This window comes from Piscinibacter defluvii, assembly GCF_004011805.1.
Taxonomy (GTDB): domain Bacteria; phylum Pseudomonadota; class Gammaproteobacteria; order Burkholderiales; family Burkholderiaceae_C; genus Piscinibacter; species Piscinibacter defluvii.
The window spans coordinates 220,967-243,529 of the sequence record NZ_ML137196.1; the positions used below are offsets into that span (position 1 = coordinate 220,967).

Consider the following 22,563-nt stretch of genomic DNA (forward strand, 5'->3'; position numbering starts at 1 on the left):
GCGCCATGGCCGTCATCTTCTTCAGCAGCATCGCCGACGGCGCCGTCGTGTCGTTCGACCCGGCCGTCGACACGCTGGTGTTCGACTTCGGCACGGTCAGCACCGCCGCCGCGGTGCGCATCAGCACGGCACCCGACCTGACCGGCATCGGCTTCAGTGTCGCCGGCCGCTCGTTCACCCTCACCGCCTCGGTCAGCCTGACGCAGCTGACCAGCAGCAACGTGATCTTCGACGACGGCTCGCGCCTGCTGATCGGCGACGACAGCGCCGCCACCAACGACGGTGGCGCCAACGTGCTGGCCGGCGGCCTGGGTACCGACCAGTTGCTCGGCCTGTCGGGTGCCGACACGCTGGCCGGCGCAGCCGCCGCGGACTGGGTCGACGGCGGCGCCGGCAACGACCTGATGCGGGGCGGCCTGGGTGCCGACACCTACGTGGTCGACGCCGCCGGCGACGTGGTCGACGAGACCCCGACGACCGATACCGAACGCGTCGACACCAGCGCCACGGGGGTCGCGGCCAGCGTGGGCAGCGGCGAGGGCTTCATGTCGGCCGACGGGCGCTTCGTGGTGTTCCATTCCTACGCCGACAACCTGGCCGGCAGCGACAGCAACATTGCGAGCGACGTGTTCGTGAAGGACATGGCCACCGGCGCGATCCAGCGTGTCTCCACCAACGCCGCCGGCATCGAGTCGAGCGGGGGCGACAGCTTCGTGCACTCGATCTCGGCCGACGGGCGCTACGTCGTCTTCCACAGCTTCGCGAACAACCTCGTCACCGACGGCAACGGCGTGCAGGACGTCTTCCTGAAGGACGTGCTGACCGGCGCGATCCAGCGCGTCTCGGTCAGTGGGGCCGGCGTCGAGGCGAACGGCAGCAGCGCGCTCGGGCGCATCGCCGCCGACGGCCGCTTCGTGGTGTTCGAGTCGTCGGCCAACAACCTGGTCAGCGGCGACACCAACGGCGTCAGCGACATCTTCGTCAAGGACCTGCTCACCGGCGCGACGACGCGCGTCGACACCGACGCGGCGGGCCTGCAGGCCAACGCGACCGCCACCCGCGCGCAGATCTCGGCCGACGGCCGCTACGTGCTGTTCGACACCAGCGCCACCAACCTGCTGCCCGGCGACAACTCGACGCGGGACGTGTTCGTCAAGGACCTGCTGACCGGGGCCCTGGTGAAGGTGTCGGAATCCTCGACCGGCGTCGCCGGCAACGGCACGTCCCAGTCCGGGCAGTTCAGCGGCGACGGCCGCTCCATCGTGTTCCACAGCCTGGCGACCAACCTGGTGGCCGGAGACGCGAATGGCGCGTCGGACATCTTCATCAAGGACCTGCGCACCGGGGACCTGCGGCTCGTCTCGTCGAACGCCGCGGGCGAGGTGGGCAACGGCACCAGCACCGCTGCCGCCGTGTCCGCCGACGGACGCTTCGTCGTGTTCCAGAGCACCGCGAGCAACCTGGTGAGCGGCGACACGAATGGCGTGTCGGACATCTTCGTCAAGGACCTGAGCAGCGGCGAGATCAGGCGCGTTTCGGTCGATGCGGCCGGCACGCCATCCAACAACGCCAGCGACCTGGCCTCGGTGTCGGCCGACGGCCAGTGGATCACCTACCGCAGCGCGGCGACCAACCTGGTTGGCGGCGACACCAACGCCGCCAACGACTGCTTCCGCGTGCGCAACCCGTTCCTCGGCGACGGCGCGTCCGACACGGTGCACTCGAGCGTCGCCTTCAGGCTGCCCACGGAGGTCGAGGCCCTGGTGCTGACGGGTGCGGCGGCGATCGCCGGCACCGGCAACGAGGCGGCCAACCGAATCACCGGCAACGGCGCCGCCAACCTGCTGAACGGCGCGGGCGGCCGCGACACGCTCGACGGCGGCCTCGGCAACGACACCCTGGTCGGCGGCACGGGCGACGACATCTACCTGGTCGACGCCGCCGGCGACGTGGTCACCGAAGCCGCCGGGCCCGACCCGGTGCGCGTCAGCCTCGGCGGCGGCGGCCAGCAGCTCGCCTCGTCATCGGCCGCCGGCGTGCTGAGTGCGGACGGCCAGCTGCTGGTGTTCGGCAGTTATGCCGTCAATGCCTTCGTCGGCGACGACGACCAGGGCGACATCGACCTGTTCGTGCGCGACCTGCGCAGCGGCGAGACCCGGCTCGTCTCGGCCGACGCCGACGGCGTGCGCTTTCCCGGCTTCGCCAACCCCGGCGGCGCCTCGGCCGACGCGCGTTTCGTCGTGTTCAACACACCGACCGCGCTCGACCCGCTGGACATCAACGGCGTCAGCGACGTCTACGTCAAGGACATGCTGACCGGCGCGCTGCTGCTCGCGTCGCAGACTGCCGACGGCGCACGCGGCACGGCCTCGAGCTTCGAGCCCGGCATCTCGGCGGACGGCACGAAGGTGCTGTTCGGATCGCAGGACAGCACGCTGCTCGGCGCAGCCGGCCCGGCCCAGGTGCTGGTGAAGGACCTGGTGAGCGGCGAACTGGTGGTCGCGTCGTCGGACGCGCAGGGCAACGCCGCCGCCACCGGCGGCCAGAACGGCGCGTTCTCGGCCAGCGGGCGCCTGGTGGTGTTCGACTCGGATGCGGCGCTGGTCGCGGGCGATCTCGGTGGGCGTGTCGACGTGTTCGTCAAGGACCTCGAGACCGGCCAGGTGACGCTGGTCTCGTCCTCGAGCGCCGGCGTGCAGGGCGACGCCACCAGCAGCAACGGCCGTTTCGGCGGCGATCGCTGGGTGGTCTTCCTCAGCGGCTCCGGCAACCTGGCCGGCGGCGACAGCAACGGCGTGACCGACATCTACGTCAAGGACCTCGAGACCGGCACGACGCGGCTCGTCTCGAGCAACGCGAGCGGCGTGGTCGGCAACGCCGAGAGCACGGCGGCGGCGATCTCGGCCGACGGGCGCTTCGTCGCCTTCCTCAGCACGGCGAGCAACCTGGTGGCCGGCGACACCAACGGCGCCACCGACCTGTTCATCAAGGATCTGTCGACCGGCGCGATCCGCCGCGTCTCCACCGATGCCGCGGGCAACCAGGCCAGCGGCAACACCCTCGAGGTCGGCAACTTCAGTGCCGACGGCAGCCGCATCGTGTTCACGTCCGCCGCCGACTCGCTGGTGGCCGGCGACACGAACGGCGCCGACGACCTGTTCGTCGCGCTCAACCCCTTCCTCGTGTCCGGCGGCGGGGTCGACACCGTGCGCACGTCGGTGAGCTTCACGCTGCCGGTCAACGTCGAGAAGCTCGTGCTCACCGGCGCTGCCGCGATCAACGGCACCGGCAACACGCTGGCCAACCGGATCACCGGCAACGCCGCCGGCAACACGCTCAACGGCGGCAGCGGCGCCGACACCCTCAGCGGCGGCGCCGGCAACGACGTCTACGTGGTCGACAACGCCGGCGACCGCGTCGTCGAGAGCATCGGCAGCGGCACCGACCGGGTCAACGCCAGCCTGGGCTGGACGCTCGGCGCGAACCTCGAGAACCTGACCCTGACCGGCAGTGCCGCGATCGACGGCACCGGCAATGCGCTGGCCAACACGCTCACCGGCAACAGCGCCGACAACCTGCTGGACGGCGGCGCCGGGGCCGACACGATGCGAGGCGGCACCGGCAACGACACCTACGTCGTCGACGCTGCGGGCGACTCGGTCGTCGAGGCGGCCTCGGCCGGCACCGACGCCGTGCGGGCGCTGGTTTCCTTCAGCCTCGCCGCGCTGCCCAACGTCGAGAACCTGAGCCTGCTCGGCAGCGCCGCGATCAACGCCACCGGCAACGCCGGCGCCAACGTGCTGGTAGGCAATGCCGGCAACAACGTGCTCGACGGCGCCGGCGGCACCGACACCGCGAGCTATGCCGGCGCCACCGGCCCGGTACAGGTGAACCTGTCGATCGCCGGTGTGCAGGCCACCGGCGCCGGCAGCGACACCCTGGTCTCGATCGAGCGCCTGATCGGCTCGGCGTTCGGCGACACCCTGATCGGCAACGCCGGCGCCAACCTGCTGGACGGCGGCGCGGGCGCCGACCTGCTGGTCGGCGGCGCGGGCAACGACAGCTATGTCGTCGACGGGATGGCCGACGTCGTGGTCGAGCAGCTCAACGAGGGCACCGACCTCGTGCAAACCGCCCTGTCGTACCGGCTGCCCGACCAGGTCGAGAACCTGACGCTGACCGGCAGCGCCAACGTCTCGGCGATCGGCAACGCGCTGGCCAACGTGCTGACCGGCAACAGCGGCGCCAACCTGCTGCTCGGGGGCGCGGGCACGGACAGCTTCCGCTTCACCGCCGTGCCGGGCGCCGGACGGGCCGACACGATCGGCGACTTCAGCGTGGTCGACGACCGCATCGAGCTGGAGAACGCCGCCTTTGCGAAGCTGACGAGCGTCGGCACGCTGGCGGCCGCCAACTTCCGCGCCAACGCGACCGGCACCGCGGTGGACGCGAACGACCACGTGCTCTGGAACACCAGCACCGGGCAGCTGTTCTACGACGCCGACGGCAGCGGCGCCGGCGCCGCGGTGCTGCTCGCCACGCTCAGCGGCAACCCGGGCCTGACCGCGGCCGACATCTTCATCACCTGAGGGGCATCGACGCAGCGGGAACTTCGGCGCACGCTACGGGTTCAACACCGGACCCTTCCACTGCGTGTGCCCAAGGAGAAGTTCATGAACGACACCGCCGCCGTGCGCGAGAAGCTTTCCGCCGACTTCCACCAGGTGATGGACGATATCGATGCGCTGATGAAGGCCACCACCAACCAGGCCGAAGGCGAGGCCAAGGCCCTGCGCAGCCGCATCCGCGAACGCCTGGACGCCGCGCGCGACCAGATCGGCCACGCCGGCGAGGAGGTACTGGAGCGCGGCAAGCGCGCCGTCAAGTCCACCGACGAGTACGTGCACACGCACCCCTGGCAGGCCGTCGGCGCCGCCGCCGCGGTCGGCCTGGCGCTGGGCGTGCTGATCGGCCGGCGCTGAGCGGGCGGCGATGCCTGCCGCCCCGCTGAGCGAGACGCTCGGCCGGCTGGGCGCGTCGCTGCTGGCGCTGGGCCGGATCCGGCTCGAGCTGCTGGCGCTCGACCTTCAGGACGAGAAGGAGCGCCTCGCGGCGCTGCTGTTCTGGTCGGTGCTGAGCGCGCTGCTGGGCGGGCTGGCGCTGGTGTTCGTCGCGCTGACGGTCACCGTCTTGCTGTGGGACAGCCACCGGCTGGCGGCGCTGCTCGCCTGCAGCGCCGTCTTCGTCGCCGGGTTGCTGTTCGGCCTGTGGCGGCTGCGCCGGCTCGGCGACGCCCCGGGGCCCTTCGCCAGCAGCCTGGCCGAGCTGCGCGCCGACGAGCAGGGCCTGCGCGACCGGGCGGCGCCATGACGGCGGCCGACCGGGCGGCGCGCGCCCAGCGCCGCCAGGACCTGCTGCTCGCCTCGCAGCTGCTGCGCCTGCAGGCCGGCGCTGCGCTCGGGCAGCTGGCCGAACGCGCCGATGCCGGGCAGCGCCTGGCGACGCGAGCCCGTGCCGCACTGGCCGGCCCGCTCGGCTGGGCCGGCGCCGGCCTGCTGGTCGGCCTCGGGTTGCGCCGGCTGCTGCGCCGCCCGGCGGCGCCGGCGCCGCGCCGCCGGCCCTGGCTGCGTTGGGCACTGCTGGCCTGGCGCGTCTGGCGCGGCCTGCCGCCGGTCTGGCGCGCGCAGCTGCTGGGGCGCTGAAGCGCCGGCGCGGGGGCCTTGACGTACCGCAGCGCTCCCGATTGCCGCCCGCGCGGCTATCCCTTAACCTCTTCGCAACCCCCTCCCCAGCCACCCGGGCGCAGGAGATCGCGCCTTCGAAGGAGCGCATCATGCCTGTCACCCCCGGCACCCCCGACACCCTCGGCACCCCAGCCATCCGCACGCTGGCGCTGGTCGGCCAGTCTGCGGCAGGAAAGACCAGCCTGGCCGAGGCGCTGCTGCACCGCGCCGGCGCGATCGGCGCCCCCGGCAGCCTGGAGCGCGGCACCACGGTCAGCGATTTCGACCCGATGGAGCGCCGCGCCCAGCATTCGCTGAACGCGGCCGTGATGCACCTGACGCACCAGGGCACGCGCATCCACCTGATCGACACCCCGGGCTACCCGGATTTCGTCGGCCAGTCGATGACGGCGCTGGAGGCGGTGGAGACCGCGGCGATCGTCGTCAACGCGAGCACCGGCATCGAGATGATGAGCCGCCGGATGATGGAATGGGCTGCCGGGCGCGGGCTCGACCGCATGATCATCGTGAACAAGATCGACGCCCAGGGCGTCGACCTGCCGGGCCTGGTCGAGCAGATCCGCGAGACCTTCGGCAAGGAATGCCTGCCGCTGAACCTGCCGGCGGCCGGCGGCACGAAGGTGGTCGACTGCTTCTTCAACACCCAGGGCGAGAGCGACTTCGGCTCGGTGGAGGCGGCGCACCGTGCGCTCGTCGAGCAGGTGGTCGAGGTGGACCCGGCCTTCGTCGACCGCTACCTGAACGACGGCGACGTGGACCCGAAGGAACTGCACGCGCCGCTCGAGCAGGCGCTGCGCGAGGGGCACCTGATCCCGATCTGCTTCGTCTCGGCGCGCAACGGCGCCGGCGTGGCCGAGCTGCTGGAGGTGATCGAGCTGCTGCTGCCCAACCCGACCGAGGGCAACCCGCCGCAGTTCTACAAGGGCGAAGGGGCCGAGGCGAAGGAACTGCACGCCGACCCGACGGACCCCTCGAAGCACGTCATCGCGCATGTGTTCAAGGTGACGGTCGACCCCTACGTCGGGCGCATGGGCATCTTCCGCATCCACCAGGGCACGGTCACCAAGGACAGCCAGCTCTACATCGGCGACGGGCGCAAGCCCTTCAAGGTCGGCCACCTGTTCATGCTGCAGGGCAAGGAGCATGTGGAGGTGGCGCGCGGCGTGCCGGGCGACATCTGCGCGGTGGCCAAGGTCGACGAGATGCACTTCGACGCGGTGCTGCACGACGCCGCCGAGGACGACCACCTGCACCTGCGGCCGCTGCCCTTCCCGGTGCCGGTGCACGGCCTGGCGATCGAGCCCAAGCGGCGCGGCGACGAGCAGCGCATGTGGGAGATCCTGCAGAAGTTGGTCGACGAGGACCCCTGCCTGAAGGTCGAGCACGTGGCGGTGACCAACGAGACCGTGGTCTACGGCCTGGGCGAGCTGCACCTGCGCACGCTGCTCGAGCGCATGAGCGAGGTCTACAAGTGCGAGGTGAACACGCGCCCGCCGCGCATCGCCTACCGCGAGACGGTCACCGCGCCGGCCGAGGGCCACCACCGCCACAAGAAGCAGAGCGGCGGCGCCGGCCAGTTCGGCGAGGTGTACCTGAAGATCGAGCCGCTGCCGCGCGGGTCGGGCTTCGAGTTCGTCGACCAGGTCAAGGGCGGCACCATCCCGACCCAGTTCATCCCGGCGGTCGAGAAGGGCGTGCGCCAGGCGATGGACTCGGGCGTGGTGGCCGGCTACCCGGTCAAGGACGTGCGCGTGATCGTCTACGACGGCAAGTCGCACTCGGTCGACTCGAAGGACATCGCCTTCGCGACGGCCGGCCGCAAGGCCTTCATCGACGCGGTGATGAAGGCGCGGCCCATCGTGCTCGAGCCCATCGTCAAGGTCGAGATCACCGCGCCCGAGCAGGCGATGGGCGACATCACCGGCGACCTGTCGGCCAAGCGCGGCCAGGTCAGCGGCACGCAGGCGCTGCCGGGGGCGCAGATGGTGGTCAACGGCCAGGTGCCGCTGTCGGAGCTGAACAACTACCAGGCCCGGCTGAACGGCCTGACCGGCGGCCAGGGGCGCTACACGCTGGAGCTGAGCCACTACGAGGCGGTGCCGCCGACGGTGCAGCAGCAGCTCGCGGCGCAGTTCAAGCCGCACGACGACGAGTGATTTGATCTGGCTCAGCGCCATGTCCGGAGTGGCCGGCACGGCCCTTGAAGCGGGTCGCGCTGCGCCCTATCTCCTTGGCATGGACGGCATGGCCGTCGTTTCGTCAAGGAGAAGTCCATGTTCTCGCTGCTTTCCCGTCCCGGTTCCCAGGTGGCCGGCACTTCGCGTGACCCGTTCAGCCTGATCGACGCGATGTTCAACGACTGGGTCGGCCAGCGCGCCGGTGCGTCGCTGGTCTCGCGCGCCAAGCTCGACGTGGTCGAGCGTGACAACGCCTACGAGGTGCGTGCGGAGCTGCCCGGCGCGAAGAAGGAAGACATCGCCGTCGACATCGACGGCTCCTGGGTCGCCATCAGCGCCAAGGCGAACACGCAGTCCGAGAAGAAGGAAGGCGAGAAGCTGCTCTACAGCGAGCGCAGCCACGAGTCGTATGCGCGTTCATTCGAGCTGCCGCAGGCGGTGGATTCGGCCCGCGCCGCGGCGAAGTTCGAGAACGGCGTGCTGACGCTGACGCTGCCCAAGCGCGAAGGCCCGCGCAGCACCAAGCTGCAGATCTCCTGACGCGTCGGCTCAGAGGTCGCCGAGCGGCATCGTGGCGGGGAAGCCCTGCCCGGTGTCGCCGGGCTGCGCCGGTGCGCCGCGATGGCGCAGCCGGTCCAGCTCGTCGTAGGCCTGGGTGAGGTGGGCGGCGAGCTTCTCGCTCTCGGCCCGGTGGTCGGCCTGCAGGCGCTCGAGGCGCGCGAGCATTTCCTCCTGCACTGCGGCCACGTCGCGCCGGGCCTGTGCCTCCGCCGCCGCCAGCTTGGCGGCCGCGCGGGCGGACTCCTCCTTCAGGGCCTGCTCGGCCCGGTCGACCCGGGCCTCGAGCGCGGCCGAGCCGCGCCGGCCGCCCAGCGCCCAGCCGAACACGGCGGCCAGGGCCGCGGCGATCACGGCGACGGCCAGAGACATTGCCAGCGACATGGCGCCACTCCCCCTCTCGATTGCTGCTGCCAGCGTAACCCGCCGCCGCGCCGATCGATGAGCGACGCACGCGACGCGTGACGGATTGGCGTTCCTATCGCACGCCGGCGTCGCGCAGGGGCAGCGTGAAGGTGAAGGTGGAGCCCGCGCCGGGCACCGAGCGCAAGGACAGGCGGCCGCCCATCAGCTCGGCCAGCGAGCGCGAGAGCGCCAGACCGAGCCCGGTGCCGCCATGCTGGTAGCTGACCCGGTCGTTGCCCTGGCGGAACTTCTCGAAGATGAGTTCGTGCTGCTCGGCCGCGATGCCCGGGCCGGTGTCGGTCACGTGCAGCAGCAGCGTGTCGCCCTGGCGCTCGACCTGCAGGCCGACCCGCCCCTGCGCCGTGAACTTGATCGCGTTGGACATCAGGTTGTTCAGGATCTGCTTGGTGCGCAGCGGGTCGCAGGAGACCAGCGGCGGCACCTCCGGCGCGACCTGCACCTCCAGCCTCAGCCCCTTGGCGGCGGCCGCGACCTCGAAGAACTCGCCCACACCGGTCACCAGTTGGCGCAGGTCCTGCGGTTCCGGGACGATGGGCATGGCGCCGGCCTCGATGCGGGTCATGTCCAGGATCTCGGTCAGCAGCGTGTTCAGGTGCTCGGCGCCCTTGCGGATCAGCCCGGCCTGCTCGCGGAACACCGGGTGCTCGATGCGGCGCTCCATCAGCTCCGCGAAGCCGCGGATCGAGGTCAGCGGCGTGCGCAGCTCGTGCGAGATCGCGGCCAGGAACTCGGTCTTGGCGCGGTTGGCCGACTGCGCTGCCATCTCGCTGGCACGCAGCGCCTCGTTGGCGCGCTCCTGGCGGCGCAGCCCCAGCGCCAGCAGCGCCAGCACCGTCACCAGCAGCAGCGAGGCGACGGATGCCATCGCCACGGTGAACAGCCGGCCCTTGTTCCAGGCGGCCAGTGCTTCCTCGCGGCCGGTGAACACGAAGATGTTCATCGGGTAGCCGCTGATGCGCCGGTGCGCGTAGATGCGGTCGACACCATCGATCGAGCTGGTGCTGAGGTAGTGTCCCTCGGCCGGCAGGTCGGGCCGAGCCGCCGGACTGCCGGAGCCGATGCTGGTGCCCATGCCCTTGGCCTGCCCGCCGATCACGCGGGCGCGCACGTTCAGGTCGCTGCCGGCCAGCGTCACGCCGCCCTGGCCGCCGAGCTGCACACGCGCATAGACGGCCTCGAAGTACGCCGGGTCCAGCGAGGCCACCACCACGCCCAGCACGCGGCCGTCGGCGGCGACGATCTTGCGCGAGAGCTGGATGGTCCAGCGCTGCGACACCTTGCCGAGCACCGGCTTGCCGACGAACAGCCCGTTGTCGGGCAGCTGACGGTCGCGTTCGGGCAGGGTGTGCGGCGCGAGGTGGATGCGCACATGCTCGCGCTGAGACAGGTCGACATGGCCGGTGCGCTCGCCCGTGGGGTCGAGGTTGCTGGCGGCGAAGCGGCCGTCCGGCCAGACCTGGGACAGCTGCACCAGGATCTTCGGCGCCAGGCCGGTCTCGTTGGCGAAGCGCTCCAGGTCGGGCACGGCGTCGGGATGCGCCACCACCGCGTCACGCACACGCAGCGTGGCGTGATCCACCGTGGCCAGCACCCGCTCGGTCTGCTCCTGCAGGGCGCGTGCGACGTTGGCGTTCTGACGGACCTCGGCGTCGATCGCCTCGTCGCGCCGCGCGCTCACCACCAGCCAGACCGCGCTCCACAGGATCAGCAGGGCCACCAGGCCGGCCGCGGACAGGGCATGGCTGAGCCGCCAGCCTGGCGAGCGGTCGGCGGCGGTGCGGGTCGGGTCGGTCGGGGCGGGCGTCGGTCCCGCGGGGGCGAAGGTCGAAATCACGGCGGCTTCCTCGGTTCGCCGCCACTATCCATCAGTTCAGCCGTTCATGCGCTTTTCGGCTGAACATTTTTATCATTTTCGGCAATTTGTCGGACTCAGACCGCCCGGGGACGGACCAGCGCCGCGGCCTGCTTCGCCCTCGTCCGCGCCCGTTCGACGTCTGCGTCGTGCGCCAGCGCCACGCCCATGCGCCGCTTCGTGAAGCTCTCCGGCTTGCCGAACAGACGGAGCTCGGTGCCCGGCACCTGCAGGGCCGCGGCGACGCCGTCGAACACGATGCCGCGCGCCTCGACACCGCCGTAGATGACGGCGCTGGCGCCCGGGCTCTTCAGCGTGGTGTCCACCGGCAGGCCGAGGATGGCGCGCGCGTGCAGCTCGAACTCGTTCTGCCACTGGGTGGCCATGGTCACCATGCCGGTGTCGTGCGGGCGCGGCGAGACCTCGCTGAACCAGACCTGGTCGCCCTTGACGAACAGCTCGACGCCGAACAGGCCCAGCCCGCCCAGGTTGCCGGTGACGGCCTCGGCGATCTCGCGCGAGCGCTCCAGCGCGGCGCTCGACATCGGGTGCGGCTGCCAGCTCTCGACATAGTCGCCGCTCACCTGGATGTGGCCGATCGGCTCGCAAAACGAGGTCTCGATGTGGCCGCGCGCGTCGGCATGGCGCACGGTGAGCTGGGTGATCTCGTAGTCGAAGTCGATGAAGCCCTCGACGATCACCCGGCCATGGCTGACGCGCCCGCCGGCCATCGCGTAGTCCCAGGCCTTCTTCACGTCGGCCGGGCCGTCGATCTTGCTCTGGCCCTTACCGGAGCTGCTCATCACCGGCTTGACGATGCACGGATAGCCGATCCCCTTCCCGTCCGCGCCGTCGATCGCCGCCTGCAGCTCGGCCAGCGAATCGCAGAACCTGTAGGGGCTGGTGGACAGGCCGAGCGTCTCGGCGGCGAGGCGGCGGATGCCTTCGCGGTCCATCGTCAGGCGCGCCGCGCGGGCGGTCGGGATCACGCGCACCAGGCCCTGCGCCTCGAGCTCCTCGAGCACCGGCGTGGCGATCGCCTCGATCTCGGGCACCACCAGCATCGGCCGTTCGGCCTCGATCAGCGCCTTCAGCTGCGCCGGGTCGCTCATCGTGATCACGCGTGCGTGGTGCGCCACCTGGTGGCCCGGCGCATTGGCATAACGGTCCACCGCGATCGTCTCCACGCCCAGGCGCTGCAGCGCGATCAGCACCTCCTTGCCCAGCTCGCCGCTGCCCAGCAGCATCACGCGGGTGGCGGTGGGCGAGAGCGGGGTTCCGAGCGTGGTCATGAGCGGTTCCTGATACGGCGGGCGGCCGGCATTGTCTCGCGCCGGGACGGCGCCTTGGCCGGTCAACGCAGCTTTATCATCCGGGCATGTCCTCCGCCACGCGCGACGTCGCGCAGATCCGCCTCGACAACGCGCTGCTGCTGTTCGACGAGTTCGTGCGCGCCACCGTCAAGCACCCCGACGCGGCGACGCTGCGCGGCCTGGAGCGACGTTTCGCCGAGCGCCTGCAGATCCAGCCGAGCTACTGGAGCCAGATCAAGGCGCGCTCGCGCCAGATCGGCGAACGCCTGGCGCGCCAGTTCGAGGTGCTGACGCACAAGCCGCCGGGCTGGATGGACCAGCCGCACGCCGGCCCCGACGCCGCCCCGCGTGCGTCCCCCGAGGAGCCGGCGCACGGCCTGCCGCAGGACGACGACGAACGTTTCATCGTCGGCCTGGTGCTGACCTACTACCGGCGCCACCCGCAACGCGCCCGCACCCGGCTGCTGGACCTGCTCGGCGAGGTGCTCGCGCCGCCTCCGCCGGCCGCGCCGCCGACGCCCGCCGCCCCCGGCCGCGGCGCCGGCGCCGCGCCGAAGCCCCCGGCGCCGGAGGACGACGCCTCGCTGTGGGGCCGCGTCGGGGCCGGCGTCGCACCGCTCAAGCGCAAGCGCTGAGCGGGAGGCCCCTAAGGCAAGGGGTCTTGCCAAAGATAATGAAGCGTTTATCATGTGCGCAAGTCGCTTCCGGCGACGAGGCCCATCCATCCACTTTCTGCGCCCGATGACCCGCCCGCTGTTCCCGTCGTGCCCGACCGCGCTGCCTCTCACAGGCGCGCGCCAGCGTTCCGGTCCGCGCACCGGCTGAGCGAATCCTCCGCTCGCCGTGCACGGCCCGGGTCGCGTCAGCACCCGGGCCGTCGTGTTTTCAGGCGCCCCTTTCCGGAGACCCGCTGATGAAGATCACCGTCAAGACCCTCAAGCCGCGCAATCCGATGGTGGCGCCCGCGCAGTTCCGCCGCGCCGGATCGCACCAGCCGGACAGCCGCTTCGCCCGCCGCCGCGGGCGCGACGAGCTGCGCGCCGAACTGCACCGACTGAAACACAGCCCCTGAACCTGCCGCGGCCCCGCCATGACGAGGGCCGCGACCGTGGAGAAGACCATGTCGAGCCTGAAAGTCCCCCGCTGGAGCGCCGCTGTCGAGCCGCGCCCGGCGTCCGTCTGGCCCCGCCGCGCCGCCGCGGCCGTGCTGCGCGCCGCGAGCGCCGCACTGGCCCGCCTGGCACGCCGGCTGGCCGCCCCGCGCCGGCCGGTCCGCGGCCCGGCGCAGCTGGAGTTCTACGCCGAGGCCGGCGCGCCCGAGGGTGCGCTGTACCTCGACGGCGAGCTCGTCGGCTGGCTGCCCGGCGTGCAGCGCCTGTGATGCTCGCGCCGCGTCACACCATCGCGAGCGGCCCGCGCGCCCGCGGTGGCGGGAACAGCCTGTCGAGCTCGTGCCGGACGGCCTCGTCCAGCACGAGCTCGGCGGCCGCCCGGTTCTCGCGCAGGTGCGTCTCGCGCACCGCCTTCGGAATCGCCATCACGCCGGGCTGGTGCAGCACCCAGGCCAGCCCGAGCTGGGCGGGGCTGACCCCGAGCCGCTGCGCCGGCGCCACGAGCCGCGCGTCGGCCGCCAGGGCGCCCTGGTCGATCGGGCAATAGGCCATCAGCGGCATGCCGCGTGCGCGCAGCCAGGGCAGCAGCGCGACCCCGGCGCCACGCTCGCCGAGCGAGAAATACACCTGGTCCGCCGCACAGGCGTCGCCCTGCGGCACGCCGACCAGTTCTTCCATGTCCTCCAGGTCGAAGTTGCTCACGCCCCAGGCCCCGATGTGGCCGCGCGCGCGCAGCTGCTCGAAGGCCTCGACGGTCTCGCCCAGAGGATGGGCGCCGCGCCAGTGCAGCAGGTAGAGGTCGATGCGGTCGAACCCGAGCCGCTTGCGGCTGCGCTCGCAGGCCGCCGGCACGCCACGCCGGCTGGCGTTGTGCGGGTAGACCTTGCTGACGACGAACACGTCCTCGCGGGCCACGACGCCCGCGCGCAGCGCGTCGGCCAGCGCGACACCGACCACCCGCTCCGCGCCGCCCTCGCCGTACATCTCGGCCGTGTCGATGACGCGGTAGCCGAGCTCGAGCGCGAGCCGCACGGCGGCGATCTCGGCGCCGCCCGTGCGCGCGGATTCGCCCATGCGCCAGGTGCCCAGGCCGAGGGCCGGGCGGGTCGATCCGTCGGGGAAGGTCACGTGCTGCATGGCGCTTGCTTCTGCCGCGATACTGCATGGTAGTCACCCGGGAGAGGATCGCGATGTCGGTGCTGGAGCTGGAAGGAGTCGAGAAGCGCTTCGGCAACGGCCTGCTCGCCTTGCAGGGCACGACGCTGTCGGTGGCGGCCGGCGAGTTCGTCACCATCCTCGGCCCCTCGGGCTGCGGCAAGAGCACGGTGCTCAAGCTTGCGGCCGGGCTCGAGCCGGTCAGCGCCGGCCGCATCGATGCCCCCGCGCTGCGCGACCGGCGCAGCGCACAGACCGCCTACGTGTTCCAGGAACCCACGCTGATGCCCTGGGCCAGCGTGTTCGACAACGTCTGGCTGCCGCTGCGCCTGGCCGGCATGGGCCGGGATGCGGCGCACGACCGCATCGAGCGGGCGCTGAACTCGGTCGGGCTGTTGGACTTCGCGTCCGCCTTCCCGGGCGAGCTGTCGGGCGGCATGAAGATGCGTGTGTCGATCGCCCGCGCGCTGGTGACCGAGCCGCTGCTGCTGCTGATGGACGAGCCTTTCGCCGCGCTGGACGAGATCACGCGCCAGAAGCTCAACGCCGACCTGCTCGCCTCCTGGCAGTCGAAGGACCTGGCCACGCTGTTCGTCACCCACAGCGTGTACGAGTCGGTATTCCTGAGCCAGCGCGTGCTGGTGATGAGCGCGCGGCCCGGACACATCATCGCCGAGCTGGCGATCGACGAGCCCTACCCGCGTACGCCGGCCTTCCGCACCTCGCCGGCCTACCTGGCGCACTGTCGCACGCTGACCGACGCGCTCGAGGCGGCCCACGTGCCGCAGGCCGCATGAAGCGCGGTGCCTTGCCGCTGCTGACGCTGCTCGGCCTGCTGCTCGCCTGGGAGGCGCTGGTGCGGCTGGCCAAGATTCCGCACTACACGCTGCCCGCGCCGACGCTGGTGCTGCAGACGCTGGCCGCGAACTTCGGCTCGCTGGCCGGCAGCTGGTGGTTCACGCTGAAGATCACCTTCGGCGCGCTGGCGCTGGCCTGCGCCGGCGGGGTGGCGATCGCGGCCGTGTTCGCGCTGTCGCGGCCGGTCGAGACGGCGCTGTTCCCGATCGCGGTGATCCTGCAGGTGACGCCGATCGTCGCGATCGCACCGCTGATCCTGATCTACGTGGAGAGCACCACGGCCGCGCTGCTGCTGTGCACCTGGATCGTCGCGTTCTTCCCGATCCTGTCGAACACCGTGGTCGGCCTGCGCGCGGCCGACCCGAACCTGCGCGACCTGTACCGCCTCTACCGCGCCACGCCCTGGCAGCGCCTGCGCCTGCTGCTGGTGCCCAGCGCACTGCCCTACTTCGTGGCCGGGCTGAAGATCTCCGGCGGGCTGAGCCTGATCGGCGCGGTGACGGCCGAGATGGTGGCCGGCGCGGCCGGGCGCGAGACGGGCCTGGCCTCGCGCATCCTCGAGGCCAGCTTCCGCACCGAGACGCCGAAGATGTTCGCCGCGCTGTTGCTGCTGGTGGCCACCGGGGTGCTGATCTTCTGGGGCTTCAACGGCCTCTCGCGCCTGCTGCTCGGGCGGTGGCATGCTTCGGAGCAGACCCTTCACGACTAGGAGCCGGCCATGACCCAGCGCACCCTCTCCCTACTCGCGGCCCTGCTGTGCGCCGCCTCGGCCCAGGCCGAGGACAAGGTGGTGTTTGCCACCAACTGGAAGGCGCAGGCCGCGCACGGCGGCTTCTACCAGGCGCTGGCCGACGGCACGTACAGGAAGTACGGCCTGGACGTGACCATCCAGCCCGGCGGCCCGCAGGTCAACAACCGGCCCCTGTTGCCGGCTGGCCGCATCCACTTCCTGATGACGGGCAACCTGCTGCACAACTTCGACAACGCCAAGAACGGCGTGCCGACGGTCGTCGTCGCGGCCATGTTCCAGAAGGACCCGCAGGCGCTGATCGCCCACCCCGGCCAGGGCTACGAGAAGTTCGAGGCGCTGAAGAACGCCCCGACCGCCCTGATCGCCAAGGACGGCCAGTTCTCCTGGTGGCAGTGGCTGAAGGTGACGCACGGCTTCAAGGACGAGGCGCTCAAGCCCTACAACTACAACCTCGGCCCCTTCCTCGCCAACCCGAAGGCGATCCAGCAGGGCTACTCGGTGGCCGAGCCGATCTACGTCGAGAACCAGGGCAAGTTCAAGCCGGTGGTGCACCTGCTGGCCGACCACGGCTTCTCGACCTACTCCACCGTGATCGAGGCGCGCACGGAGACCGTGAAGAACCAGCCGGACCTGGTGCAGCGCTTCGTCGATGCCTCCATCCTCGGCTGGGTCAACTACCTGTACGGCAACCGCCGGGCGGCCAACGCGCTGATGATCAAGGACAACCCCGAGATGACCGAGGCCGAGCTCGAGGCCTCGACGGCGCTGATGAAGCAGCAGGGCATCGTCGACTCGGGCGAATCGCTGGCCAACGGCATCGGCGCGATGAACGCCGGCCGGGTGAAGGACTTCTACGAGCAGATGGTCAAGGCCGGCCTGTACAAGCCGGGCGAGGTCGACCTGGCCAAGGTCGCCACCTACCAGTTCGTCAACAGGAAGGTCGGCCTCGACGTGAAGGCGACGCTGGGCGGGAAGTGAGTCAACGCTCAAGTCGGCGCCGAGCGCGCCGATAACCCGGTCACGCCAACCTCCACGAGAGGTTCACCATGCCGGATGCCACGCTCGACCTGACCGCCCCGCTGCCCGACCTGGGTGCCTGGGTGGCGCGCTTTCGCGGCGCCGAGATCCCGGTGCTGGCGCAGACCGCCGAGGCCCTGGAGGCGATGCGCGCCAATGAAGACGGCGTGGACGCCAACCAGATCGGCGAGATGGTCGCGGTCGACCCGCTGATGACGCTGAAGGTGCTGGCCCATGCCGCCGCGCACCGCCCGGCGCGTGTGGTGACCGACACCGAGACCGTCACCGCCGCACTGGTGATGATGGGCATCGGGCCCTTCTTCCGCGCCTTCGGGCCGCAGCGTTCGATCGACGAGCACCTGGCCGGCCGGCTCGAGGCCCTGCAGGGGCTCGACGAGGTGATCCGCCGCGCGCACCGCGGCGCCACCTTCGGGCTCGCCTTCGCGGTGCACCGCATGGACCCGGACGCGGCGGTGATTCACGAGGCCGCGCTGCTGCACGACTTCGCCGAGATGCTGCTGTGGTGCCATGCGCCGGCGCTGGCGCTGCGCATCCGGGAGGCCCAGCTGGCCGACCCCGGTCTGCGCTCAAGCGAGATCCAGCGTCGGCTGCTGAACATCGAGCTGCCCGACCTGCAGCAGGCGCTGATGAAGGCCTGGCACCTGCCCGAGCTGCTGGTGCGCATCAGCGACGACCGGCATGCCGAGCAGGCCAGCGTGCGCAACGTGCTGCTGGCGGTGCGCCTGGCGCGCCACACCGCGCGCGGCTGGGACAACGCCGCGCTGCCCGACGACGTGGCCGACATCGCCGCGCTGCTGAACCTGGCGCCGCCGGCCGCGCTGCAGCTGCTGCGCAGCATCGAGAACTGATCCCGCGGCGCGTGGCGCGGCCGCGCCGTGCGCGCCAGCTTGTCACACGGCGCCCCCCGCGGGGGTGGATGATGTGCGCCGCGCGCGACAGAGTTCGCGCCGCGTCCCATCACTCGCCCCGGAGGGCCCCCCATGGACATGGCATCGATCCAGAACTTCCTGTCGACCACCGCGCTCGACCTGGGCCTCAGGGTCCTGGCCGCGATCGCGTTCTGGGTCGTCGGCCGCTGGCTGATCGGCCGGGTCATCGCGCTGATGCGCGCCGGCATGGACCGCAACAACGTCGACCCGACGCTGACCAAGTACCTCGGCTCGATCGTCGCCATCGCGCTGAACATCGCGCTGGTGCTGGGCATCCTCGGCTACTTCGGCATCCAGACCACCTCGTTCGCCGCCATGCTCGCTGGCGCCGGCGTGGCGATCGGCGCGGCCTGGAGCGGGATGCTCGGCAACTTCGCCGCCGGCGCCTTCATGCTGATCCTGCGCCCGTTCAAGGTGGGCGATTTCGTCAGCGTCGGCGGCATCACCGGCACCGTGCACGAGCTGGGCCTGTTCGGCACCACCCTCGTCACGCCGGACAACGTGCTGACCCTGCTGGGCAACGGCAAGATCTTCGGCGACACGATCCAGAACTTCTCCGCCCTGCCGGCTCGGCGGGTCGAACGCACCGCGCAACTGGCCGGCAGCGTCGACCCGCTGGACGCCATCGAGCGCTTCAAGACGGCGCTGGCGACCATCCCCAACGTCGTCGCCGACCCCGCCCCGGAAGTCAACCTGCTGGACATGAACCTGAACGGCCCGGTGATCTCGGTGCGGCCGTACACCCACACCGCCCACTACTGGCAGGTCTACTTCGACACCAATGCGGCGATCGTGCGGGTCTGCAAGGAGGCCGGCTGGCCCGCGCCGACCCCGACGCAAGTCACGCGGATCGTGAATGCGTGAGGTGCGCCGGGCTCAACCCGGCGCGGGCGCGGCCGACAACTTGTCGTGGCCACGCTCAGAAAGTCCTGCCGAGGAACCGGCTTCACGCTGATCGAGATGCTGATCGCCCTGGTGCTCGCCGGGGTGATCACCGCCATCGCCCTGCCGGCCTACAGCAGGCACGTGAATCGAGGGCGCACGGCGAAAGCGATCGCTGACATCAAGTCGATCGAGATGGGCCTGGAGCGGTTCATGACCGCGCGCGGGCGCTACCCGGCCAGCCTGGCCGAGGCCGGCATCACGCTCACCGACCCCTGGGGCCGGGCCTACCGCTACCTGAACATGGAAGGCGCCAAGGTCGGCCAGGTTCGCAAGGACCGCTCGCTGCACCCGCTGAACACCGACTACGACCTGTACAGCGTCGGGCCGGACGGCAAGAGCGCGACGCCGCTGACCGCGGCCATCAGCCGCGACGACATCGTCCGGGCCCGCAACGGCTCGTTCGTCGGCCCGGCGAAGGACTACTGAGCTCGCCGTGAGCAGCAGCCACGCGCGCCTCCGCGGCAGCCGGGTCGGCCTGCGCGTGCTCGGTCTGTTCGTGCTGGCCGCGGCCGCGCCGCTGCTGGCGCTCGCGCTGCTGGCGCAGCAGGTCATCGACGACGCCCTGGCGCGCAGCAATGCCGAGATCCTCGCCTCCACCGCGAAGGCCTCCAGCCTGCAGACACTGGACCGGCTGCGGCTGGCGCGCCAGAGCCTGCTCGCCTCCGCCCCGGCAGCCGGATCGGCCGATGCGCACCCGCTGGGCGCCGCGGTGGACACCGACGCCCGCGGCCGGGTCGTGGTGCGGCGCGACGGTCCCGGCGCCGCCCGCCTGTTGACCGCGGCCCGGGGGGTCGCGGCGGGCGCGCAGGCGCGTCTGCTGATCGTGCCGGACAGCACCGGCGCGGCCGATGTGGTGCTGCGGCAGCCGCTCGAGGACGGAGGGGTCCGGCTCGGGTTGGTCGCGCGCGACTTCCTGTGGGACGGCTTCGACGAGTTGCCCGCCGGCCTGTGGATGTGTGCGCTGGACGACCAGGGTCGGCCGCTGCAGTGCTCGCACCCCGGCCTGGCCGAGCGCGCCGCCCACCTGCTCGCAGGACGTGGCGTCGCCACCGGTGCACAGCACGGTGCCCGTGGCCTGTTCCTGGCCGCCGACTTCGGCGCGCCGGACTGGCACTTCGTGGCCGGCTTCGACGACGACCGTGCGGACGCCGCCGCGCACAGCCTGCGCCGCCAACTGCCGCTGGCGGGGGCCGCGGTGCTCCTGCTGGCCCTGCTGCTGACGATGGTGCAGCTGCGCCGCACGATGACCCCGCTGCTGGCGCTGACCCACGGGGCGCAGCAGGTCGCCCAGCGGCGCACCGGCACGCGCCTGGCGATCACCAGCCAGGACGAGTTCGGCGAACTCGCCGGCGCCTTCAACCACATGGCCGAGCGCATCGAGGCGCAGTTCGCCGAGCTGGAGACGCTGGCGGCCATCGACCGCGAGATCGTCGACGGCGCCGACCTGGCGACGATCGGGGTGCAGATCGTCCGGCAGCTGCAGCGCGTGCTGCCGCAGCGGGCCGTAGCGCTGGCCTACCTGCCCAACCTCGACGCACGGCACCTCGTGGGCATCGTCGCGGCGCCGACGCTTCCGGACACGCGCTCGCACCGCATCGCGGCCGAGCCGGAGGTGCTCGCGCGCATCGGCGCGGCGCCCGGCTGGCTGCCGCTGGACGGTGTGCTCGAGGTGCCCGGGCTGGCCGGCGGCGCTGCGCTGCCGCTGCGCCGGCGCGATCGCTGCCATGGCTTCCTGGCACTGGGTGCCGGGCCGACGCCCGACGAGGACGCGCAACGCCAGATCCACGAGCTGCGCAACCGCGCGGCGATCGCCGCCGGTGCCGCCGAGCGCGAGCGCAGCCTGGTCCATGCTGCGCGGCACGACCCGGTCACCGGCCTGCTGAACCGGCATGGCCTGGACGACGCGCTGCAACAGGCACTCGCCTCGGCCGGGCCCGGAGCGAACCAGCTCGCGGTGCTGTTCGTCGACCTCGACCGATTCAAGTCGATCAACGACAGCCGCGGCCACGCCGTCGGCGACCAGGCCCTGCGCCAGGCCGCCGAACGGCTGCGCGACTGCCTGCCCGAGCAGGCCGAGGCAGCCCGCCCAGCCGGCGACGAGTTCGTCGTGCTGCTGCCGCGCGCCGGCGACGGCCGGGCGGCCACCGCGCTGGCGCAGGCGATCAACGACAGCCTGGCCCAGCCGATGCTGCTGGGCGATACCTTGTTCTTCGTGCGTGCCAGCATCGGCGTCGCCCTGTGCGACGACGCCCGCGCCGGTGGCGAGGCCATGTTGCGGCAGGCCGACCAGGCGATGTACCAGGCCAAGCGCGCCGGCGGCGGACGGTACGCGCTGTTCGACCCGCAACTCGACCGGCAGGCACGCCGGCGTGCCTGGATCGAGGCCGAGCTGCCGCTGGCGGCCGAACGCGGCGAGCTCCGGCTCGTCTACCAGCCGCGCCTGGCGCGCGACGGACGGATCGTGTCGGTCGAGGCGCTGCTGCGCTGGCGACATCCGGAACACGGGGAGTGCCCGCCCGGCGAATTCATTGCGGTGGCCGAGCAGAGCACCCTGATCGAACATGTCGGGCGCTGGGTCATCGAGCAGGCCTGCAGGCAGGCTCGTGCCTGGCGCGATGCCGGCATCGACGGCCTGCGCGTGGCGATCAACCTGTCGGCACGCCAGATCGCCTCGGACCGGCTGCTGCACGACCTCCAGTCGACCCTGGCCCGGCACGGCCTGCTCGGCGCCGACCTGGAGGTCGAGATCACCGAGAGCCTGCTGGTCGAACAGACCGACTCGACGATGGCGCGACTCCGCGCGCTGCGGCGGCTGGGCCTGACGATCGCACTGGACGACTTCGGCACCGGCTACTCGTCGATGTCGTACCTGCGCAGCCTGCCGATCGACGTGCTCAAGATCGACCGCGCCTTCGTGCGCGACATCGGGCACGACAACAGCGCGCTGGCGGTGGCGCGGGCCATCGTCGCGCTGGCCAGCTCGCTGGGCATGCGCACCGTGGCCGAGGGCGTGGAGACGGCGCAGCAGCTCGAGGCCCTGCACGACCTGCGCTGCGACGAGTTGCAGGGCTACCTGTTCAGCCCGCCGCTGGAGGCCGGGGCGATCGCCGAGCGGCTGCGCGCCGGGGCTATACCGGAACCGACGTTGTCGCCTTGACGCGGTCGAGCACGAAGCTGGTGCGGCAGTCGGCGACGCTCGGGTGCCGCAGCAGCGTCTCGAGGATGAAGCGGGAGTAGTGCTGCATGTCGCCGAAGACCGCGCGCAGCAGGTAGTCGGTCTCGCCCGTCAGCGCCGCGCATTCCACCACCTCGGGCCAGGCCTGCACGGCGGCCCGGAACAGGTCCATGGGAGAACGCTTGTGCACCTCGACATGCTTCTCGAGTCGCACGTTGATGTAGGCCGTCAGCGACAGGCCGACGCGCTCGGGCGGCACCAGCGCGACGTAGGCCGCGATCACGCCCGCCTCCTCGAGTCGCTTGACACGCCGCAGCGCCGCCGAGGCCGACAGCCCGACCTGCTCGGCCAGCGCGTCGTAAGTCGTCCGCCCGTCGGCCTGGAGGGCACGCAAGATGCGCCGATCGACCTGATCAAGCAGGATTTCGCCCGTCATGGGCGATATTTTGCAGGATCCGGGCGCGCTCGGTGGATGGGGGCTTGCGACTTGCAGGAAAGCTGCGCAGCCTCCACCCTACAGTTCATGTCCA

General features: G+C 71.5%; 21 protein-coding genes. 16 read left to right on the forward strand and 5 right to left on the reverse strand.

All coding sequences use genetic code 11. From position 1 onward, the window contains the following. Positions 1–5: 5 nt before the first annotated feature. The 6 genes from D9C15_RS00995 (at position 6) to D9C15_RS01020 (ending at position 8,461) form a co-directional block, all read left to right on the forward strand. A complete protein-coding gene (locus D9C15_RS00995) occupies positions 6–4,589 on the forward strand; it encodes a beta strand repeat-containing protein (protein WP_127995561.1) in 4,584 nt (1,527 codons plus the stop codon). A gap of 84 nt (positions 4,590–4,673) precedes the next feature. After that, a complete protein-coding gene (locus tag D9C15_RS01000; protein WP_127995562.1) occupies positions 4,674–4,982 on the forward strand; it encodes an ElaB/YgaM/YqjD family protein in 309 nt (102 codons plus the stop codon). Positions 4,983–4,992: 10 nt separating this feature from the next. Beyond that, positions 4,993–5,370 carry a phage holin family protein gene (locus D9C15_RS01005; protein WP_127995563.1) on the forward strand — a complete coding sequence of 126 codons (378 nt, stop codon included), beginning with the start codon at positions 4,993–4,995 and terminating at the stop codon, positions 5,368–5,370. Next, positions 5,367–5,702 carry a hypothetical protein gene (locus D9C15_RS01010; protein WP_127995564.1) on the forward strand — a complete coding sequence of 112 codons (336 nt, stop codon included), beginning with the start codon at positions 5,367–5,369 and terminating at the stop codon, positions 5,700–5,702. The genes D9C15_RS01005 and D9C15_RS01010 overlap by 4 nt, the downstream gene beginning before the upstream one ends. A gap of 131 nt (positions 5,703–5,833) precedes the next feature. Beyond that, positions 5,834–7,900 (forward strand): elongation factor G, encoded by a 2,067-nt coding sequence (fusA, locus tag D9C15_RS01015; protein WP_127995565.1) that lies wholly within the window; start codon positions 5,834–5,836, stop codon positions 7,898–7,900. Between the two features lie 117 nt (positions 7,901–8,017). Beyond that, complete coding sequence (locus D9C15_RS01020; RefSeq protein WP_127995566.1) at positions 8,018–8,461, forward strand: Hsp20/alpha crystallin family protein; 444 nt, start codon at positions 8,018–8,020, stop codon at positions 8,459–8,461. Positions 8,462–8,470: 9 nt separating this feature from the next. On the opposite strand, the gene D9C15_RS01025 is transcribed toward D9C15_RS01020, so the two are convergent. The 3 genes from D9C15_RS01025 to purT all read right to left on the reverse strand — a co-directional run bounded on the left by D9C15_RS01025 (position 8,471) and on the right by purT (position 12,049). Beyond that, a complete protein-coding gene (locus D9C15_RS01025; RefSeq protein ID WP_127995567.1) occupies positions 8,471–8,863 on the reverse strand; it encodes a hypothetical protein in 393 nt (130 codons plus the stop codon). 94 nt (positions 8,864–8,957) lie between these two features. Next, positions 8,958–10,739 (reverse strand): cache domain-containing sensor histidine kinase, encoded by a 1,782-nt coding sequence (locus D9C15_RS01030; RefSeq protein WP_240668245.1) that lies wholly within the window; start codon positions 10,737–10,739, stop codon positions 8,958–8,960. Positions 10,740–10,834: 95 nt separating this feature from the next. Continuing rightward, complete coding sequence (gene purT, locus D9C15_RS01035) at positions 10,835–12,049, reverse strand: formate-dependent phosphoribosylglycinamide formyltransferase (RefSeq protein WP_127995568.1); 1,215 nt, start codon at positions 12,047–12,049, stop codon at positions 10,835–10,837. 86 nt (positions 12,050–12,135) lie between these two features. On the opposite strand from purT, the gene D9C15_RS01040 reads away from it, so the two are divergent. The 3 genes from D9C15_RS01040 (at position 12,136) to D9C15_RS01045 (ending at position 13,451) form a co-directional block, all read left to right on the forward strand. After that, positions 12,136–12,705: a hypothetical protein gene (locus tag D9C15_RS01040; RefSeq protein ID WP_127995569.1), complete on the forward strand. Its 570-nt coding sequence runs from the start codon at positions 12,136–12,138 to the stop codon at positions 12,703–12,705. Positions 12,706–12,983: 278 nt separating this feature from the next. Further along, a complete protein-coding gene (locus D9C15_RS33290) occupies positions 12,984–13,142 on the forward strand; it encodes a hypothetical protein (RefSeq protein ID WP_164886608.1) in 159 nt (52 codons plus the stop codon). Between the two features lie 48 nt (positions 13,143–13,190). Beyond that, positions 13,191–13,451, forward strand: coding sequence for a hypothetical protein (locus D9C15_RS01045; RefSeq protein ID WP_240668246.1), 261 nt, complete (start codon positions 13,191–13,193; stop codon positions 13,449–13,451). 13 nt (positions 13,452–13,464) lie between these two features. On the opposite strand, the gene D9C15_RS01050 is transcribed toward D9C15_RS01045, so the two are convergent. After that, positions 13,465–14,319 carry an aldo/keto reductase gene (locus tag D9C15_RS01050; protein WP_127995570.1) on the reverse strand — a complete coding sequence of 285 codons (855 nt, stop codon included), beginning with the start codon at positions 14,317–14,319 and terminating at the stop codon, positions 13,465–13,467. 26 nt (positions 14,320–14,345) lie between these two features. Here D9C15_RS01050 and D9C15_RS01055 point away from each other — a divergent pair, with 26 nt between their 5' ends. From D9C15_RS01055 to D9C15_RS01085, 7 genes are all read left to right on the forward strand, one after another. Next, positions 14,346–15,134, forward strand: coding sequence for an ABC transporter ATP-binding protein (locus tag D9C15_RS01055; protein WP_127995571.1), 789 nt, complete (start codon positions 14,346–14,348; stop codon positions 15,132–15,134). Continuing rightward, positions 15,131–15,904, forward strand: coding sequence for an ABC transporter permease (locus D9C15_RS01060; RefSeq protein ID WP_127995572.1), 774 nt, complete (start codon positions 15,131–15,133; stop codon positions 15,902–15,904). Before D9C15_RS01055 ends, D9C15_RS01060 begins: the two co-directional genes overlap by 4 nt. Before the next feature lie 9 nt (positions 15,905–15,913). Continuing rightward, positions 15,914–16,924 carry an ABC transporter substrate-binding protein gene (locus D9C15_RS01065; protein ID WP_127995573.1) on the forward strand — a complete coding sequence of 337 codons (1,011 nt, stop codon included), beginning with the start codon at positions 15,914–15,916 and terminating at the stop codon, positions 16,922–16,924. 68 nt (positions 16,925–16,992) lie between these two features. Then, on the forward strand, positions 16,993–17,832 hold the full coding sequence (locus tag D9C15_RS01070) for an HDOD domain-containing protein (protein ID WP_127995574.1): 840 nt from the start codon (positions 16,993–16,995) through the stop codon (positions 17,830–17,832). A 132-nt stretch (positions 17,833–17,964) separates the two neighbouring features. Further along, positions 17,965–18,777 (forward strand): mechanosensitive ion channel family protein, encoded by an 813-nt coding sequence (locus tag D9C15_RS01075; protein ID WP_127995575.1) that lies wholly within the window; start codon positions 17,965–17,967, stop codon positions 18,775–18,777. Between the two features lie 45 nt (positions 18,778–18,822). Further along, complete coding sequence (locus D9C15_RS01080; protein ID WP_127995576.1) at positions 18,823–19,284, forward strand: prepilin-type N-terminal cleavage/methylation domain-containing protein; 462 nt, start codon at positions 18,823–18,825, stop codon at positions 19,282–19,284. Between the two features lie 7 nt (positions 19,285–19,291). Continuing rightward, positions 19,292–22,015, forward strand: a complete 2,724-nt coding sequence (locus D9C15_RS01085) for a putative bifunctional diguanylate cyclase/phosphodiesterase (protein ID WP_127995577.1) — start codon at positions 19,292–19,294, stop codon at positions 22,013–22,015. Here the strand turns inward: D9C15_RS01085 and D9C15_RS01090 are convergent. Further along, complete coding sequence (locus tag D9C15_RS01090; protein WP_127995578.1) at positions 21,987–22,469, reverse strand: Lrp/AsnC family transcriptional regulator; 483 nt, start codon at positions 22,467–22,469, stop codon at positions 21,987–21,989. The genes D9C15_RS01085 and D9C15_RS01090 overlap by 29 nt on opposite strands. Positions 22,470–22,563: the final 94 nt, after the last annotated feature.